Source organism: Dactylosporangium sp. NPDC005572 (assembly GCF_040605515.1).
Taxonomy (GTDB): domain Bacteria; phylum Actinomycetota; class Actinomycetes; order Mycobacteriales; family Micromonosporaceae; genus Dactylosporangium.
The window spans coordinates 1-4,651 of sequence record NZ_JBEXCY010000387.1; the positions used below are offsets into that span (position 1 = coordinate 1).

At 74.3% G+C, this 4,651-nt stretch carries 2 protein-coding genes; both read right to left on the reverse strand.

From position 1 onward, the window contains the following. Positions 1-1,030: polyketide synthase (locus ABZS66_RS60465; RefSeq protein WP_354773861.1), on the reverse strand; the 1,030-nt coding region annotated here is incomplete at its 3' end. Between the two features lie 34 nt (positions 1,031-1,064). After that, positions 1,065-4,651: SDR family NAD(P)-dependent oxidoreductase (locus ABZS66_RS60470; RefSeq protein ID WP_354773863.1), on the reverse strand; the 3,587-nt coding region annotated here is incomplete at its 5' end.

Below are 4,651 nucleotides of genomic sequence, written 5' to 3' on the forward strand. Positions count from 1 at the left end.
TCCCCGTCCCATGCCCCTCCACCACATCCACCCCATCCCGACCCACACCCGCCTCAGCAAGCCCCCGCCGCACCAACTCGACCTGCGCCGACCCCGACGGCGCCGTCAACCCATTACTCGCCCCGTCCTGATTCACCACCACCGACCGGATGACAGCCAGGACCCGGTGCCCGCGCTCCACAGCAACCGACAGACGCTCCAGCACCAGGACACCCGCACCCTCACCCCAACCCACCCCATCCGCGCCCGCAGCGAACGACCGGCACCGCCCATCCCGCGAGAGCCCGCCCTGCCGCGAGAACTCGATGAACGACGAGGGGGTCGGCATGACGGTGACGCCGCCGGCGAGGGCGGTGTCGCACTCGCCGAGCTGCAGCGACCGGACGGCGAGCTGGATCGACACCAGCGACGACGAGCAGGCGGTGTCGACGGTCATGGCCGGGCCGCGCAGCCCGAGGACGTAGGCGAGGCGCCCGGACACGACGCTGCCGGCGGAGCCGACGCCGACGAGGCCCTCGACCTCGGCGGGCACCCGGACGCCGAGCCGCGCCGCGTGGGTCCAGTACATGAGCCCCATGAACACGCCGACCGGCTGGCCGCGCAGGGTCGCCGGGACCACGCCGGCGTCCTCGAGGGCCTCCCACGTGACCTCGAGCGTGATGCGCTGCTGCGGGTCCATGGCGAGGGCCTCGCGGGGGGACACCCCGAAGAAGCCGGCGTCGAAGCCGTTCGCGTCGTACAGGAACCCGCCGACGCCCACCGACGACGAGCCCGTCACCCGCTCCCCGCCCTCGTCCGCCGGTACGATCGGCGTGTCCCAGCCGCGGTCGGTCGGGAAGTCGCCGATCGCGTCGACCCCGTCCGACACCAGCCGCCAGAACTCCTCCGCGGAGCCGGCCCCGCCGGGGAAGCGGCAGCCGATCCCGACGATCGCCACCGGCTCCGACAGCCGATCGACCAGCCTCCGCAGCCGCACCTGCTCACCGACCGCGACCCGCAGCGCCTCGACCACCCGATCCGGCGAATCCACCACCACAAACCTCCGATGCCAGCGTGTGTACGGTTCAGTGCTCGGTGCCGAGGGCCAGGCGCACCAGGTCGTCGACGTCCATCGCACCGACGTCGGCCGTCGCGGCGGCCGCGGGCGTGCCGGCGGGGGCCGGGGCGACGGCGTGCTGCCCCGCGAGGCGCATCAGGCCGTCGAGCAGTCCGGCCTCACGCAGCCGGGCCGGCGTGATCGTGGCGAGGGCGCGGCGGATCGCGTCGTCGTCGACCGGCTGGTGGCCGCCGTTGTCCCGGGCGCCGGCCGGGGCGAGCATGGTCCGCAGCTGCTGGGCCAGGTCGGTGGCGTTGGGGTGGTCGAAGACGAGGGTCGCGGGCAGGTCCAGGCCGGTGTCGCGGGACAGCCGGTTGCGCAGTTCGAGGGCCATCAGCGAGTCGAACCCCATGTCGCGGAAGGACCGGATCCGGTCGACGGCGCCGGTGGCCTGGTCGGTGACGGTGGCGATGTGCCTGACGACGAGGTCCATCACGATCCGCTGCTGGTCGGCCTCCGGCAGCCCGGTGAGGCGGGCGGCCGGGCTCGGACCATCCACTGTGGAGGCCGCGGCGGCCGGGCGGGGCAGGGCTCGCACGAGCCGTCGCAGCAGCGGGTGTACCGTCTCCGCGCCCCGCAGCGCCGCCAGGTCCATCCGGGCCGGCACCAGGACGGGCGCACCGGCCGCGACGGCCTGGTCGAGCAGGGCCATCCCCTCCTCGTCCGGCATCGCCGCGAACCCCATGCGCGCGATGCGCTGCCGGTCGGCGGCGGTGAGGTGCCCGGTGACGCCGCTGTCGCGCTCCCACAGGCCCCAGGCGAGGGACACGGCGGGCAGGCCGGCCGCGCGGCGGTGCTCGGCGAGCGCGTCGAGGAAGGCGTTCGCGGCGGCGTAGTTGGCCTGCCCGGCGCCGCCGAGGACGTTGGCGGCGGCCGAGTACAGCACGAAGCTGCCCAGGTCGCGGCCGGCGGTGAGCTCGTGCAGGTGCCACGCCCCGTCGACCTTGGGCCGCAGGACCCGCTGCAGGGCGTCGGGCTCGAGCGCGGTGAGCACGGCGTCCTCGACGATCCCGGCGGTGTGCACGACGCTCGTGAGGTCGTCGATGCCGGCCAGGACCCGCTCGACGTCCTCGCGCCGGGCGACGTCGGCGGCCTCGACGCGCACCTGCGCGCCCAGGGTCTCGAGGTCGGCCCGCAGCCGGTCGACGTCGCCGGCCCCGGCGCCGCGGCGGCTCACGAGCACCACCTTGCGGGCCCCGTGGGCGTCGACGAGGTGCCGGGCGGCGAGCCGGCCGAGGGCGCCGGTGCCGCCGGTGACGAGGACCGTGCCGGCCGGGTCGAGCAGCGGCCGCGGCCGTTCGCCGTCGACGAGCGGGACCCGGGCCAGGCTGGGCGCGAGGGCGGTACCGCCGCGGATCGCGACCTGGGGCACGGCATGATCCCGGGCGCCGGCGGCGACGGACTCGAGCAGCTCGGCCGGCGTGCCGGGGTCGTCGGTGTCGAGGTGGGTGAACCGCCCGGGCTGCTCGGTCGCCGCGGTGCGCAGCATGCCGGCGACGGCGGCCGCGGCGAGGTCGGTGACCCGGTCGCCGGGCACGGCGGCGACTGCCCCGCGGGTCAGCACGGCCAGGTGTGTGCCGGACAGCGCCGGGCGGGCGAGCCAGTCGCGCAGCAGCGCGAGGAGCCGCCGGGTGGCGTTGTGGGTGGCGGCGACCGGTCCGGTGTCGGTGTCGCCGTGGAACGGCACGATCACCAGGTCGGGGGCCGCGGCCTCGAGCGCGTCGAGCCCGGCGGCCAGCGCGGTCAGGCCGGTCGGGTGCTCGGTGCGCAGGGACGGCGGCGTGGCGACGGTCGGCAGCGGGTGCCAGTCGAGGCGGTACAGCGACTCGTGCCGCGGCGTGGCCAGGGACTCCTTCAGCTGCCGGGCGGAGACGGGCAGGATCACCATCGACTCGACGGTCGCGACCGGTGCGCCGGTCGGGTCGGCCAGGGTGAGCTCGGTGCCGGCCGGGACGGCCCGCAGCCGCACCCGCAGCGACCGCTCCCCGACCCGGTGCACGGTGACGCCGCGCCAGGTGAACGGGATCTTCGGCCGCCGGTCGGCGTCCTCGTCGTCGAGCAGGCCGGTGAGCTGCGCGTCGACGGTGTTGAGGCCGAGGGCGTGCAGGGTGGCGTCGAGCAGCGCCGGGTGCAGGTCGAACCCGTCGGTGGCGGCGTCGTCGGCGAAGCGGACCTCGGCGAAGAGGTCGTCGCCGCGCCGCCACGCGGCGCGCAGGGACCGGAACCGGGGTCCCCAGCGGTAGAAGCCGAGGGCGTCGTGGCGCTCGTAGAACTCGCCGGTGTTCACCGCGGACGCCCCGGCCGGCGGCCACTGCGTGAGGTCGGTGAGGTCGGGCGTGGGCGCGTCGCCGGCCGGGGCGAGGACCCCGCGGCCGAGGGACACCCAGGCCTGGGTCGTGCCGGCGGTGCGGCAGCGCAGGGTCACCTCGCGGCGGCCGTCGTCGCCGGGGCCGCCGACGCGCAGCTGCAGCTCGACGGAGCGGCCGCCGGTGAGGATGAGCGGCGACTCGTGGGTGAACTCGGCCAGGCGGGGGCAGCCGATCCGCCGGCCGGCCCAGGAGCTGAGCTCGACCCAGGTGGTGCCGGGCACGACGAGCTCGTCGAAGACGACGTGGTCGGGCAGCCACGGCTGGGTCCGCGCGGAGAGCCGCCCGGTGTGCAGGGCGCCGCCGTCGTCGAGTTCGGTGGTGGCGTCGACGAGCGGGTGGCCGGTCGGCTCGGCGGCGCGGGGGCCGTTCGTGGCGATCCAGAACGACTGCCGCTGGAACGGGTAGGTGGGGAGGGTGACGTGCCGGCCGCCGGGGAGGAGGTTGTCCCAGTTGATGGGGATGTTGTGTTGGTGGAGGCGGGCGATGGCGGTCGTGTAGGTGTCTGTTTTGTTCGGGTTCTGGGTGGGGATTGCGGTGTGTTCGGCGGCGAGGGTGGTGAGGGTGGTGTCGGGTCCGAGTTCGAGGAAGACCGCGCCGGTGTGCTGTTGGAGGTTGTCGTGGTAGCGGACGGTGCCGCGCAGATGCTGGGTCCAGTATTCGGGTGTGGTGGGGTCGCCGTTGGTGGTGAGGGGTGTGTGTGGTTGGTGGTAGGTGAGGGTCGCCGCGATGGCGTGGAATTGGTCGAGGATGGGGTCCATGAGTGGTGAGTGGAATGCGTGGCTGACTTTGAGGGTTTTGGCGTTGCCGGTGATGGCGTTGAGTTCTTTGGCGTCGCCGGAGAGGACCAGAGAGGTGGGGGTGTTGATGGCGGCGATGGCGACGCCGGGTGTGAGTAGTGGCGTGATCTGAGCTTCGGTGGCGGTGACGACGGCCATGGCGCCGCCGGGTGGGAGGCTTTGCATGAGGGTGGCGCGGGCAGTGACCAGGGTTGCGGCGTCCTGCAGGGAAAGAATGCCGGCGAGGTGGGCGGCTGCGATCTCGCCGATCGAGTGTCCGATGTAGGCAGTAGGCCGGATGCCGTGATGGGCCAGGAGTTTGCCGAGGGCGACTTGGAAGGCGAACAGGGCTGGCTGGGTGTTGCCCGTTTGGTGGAGTTGGTTGTCGGTGTTTGCCCACATGATGTCGC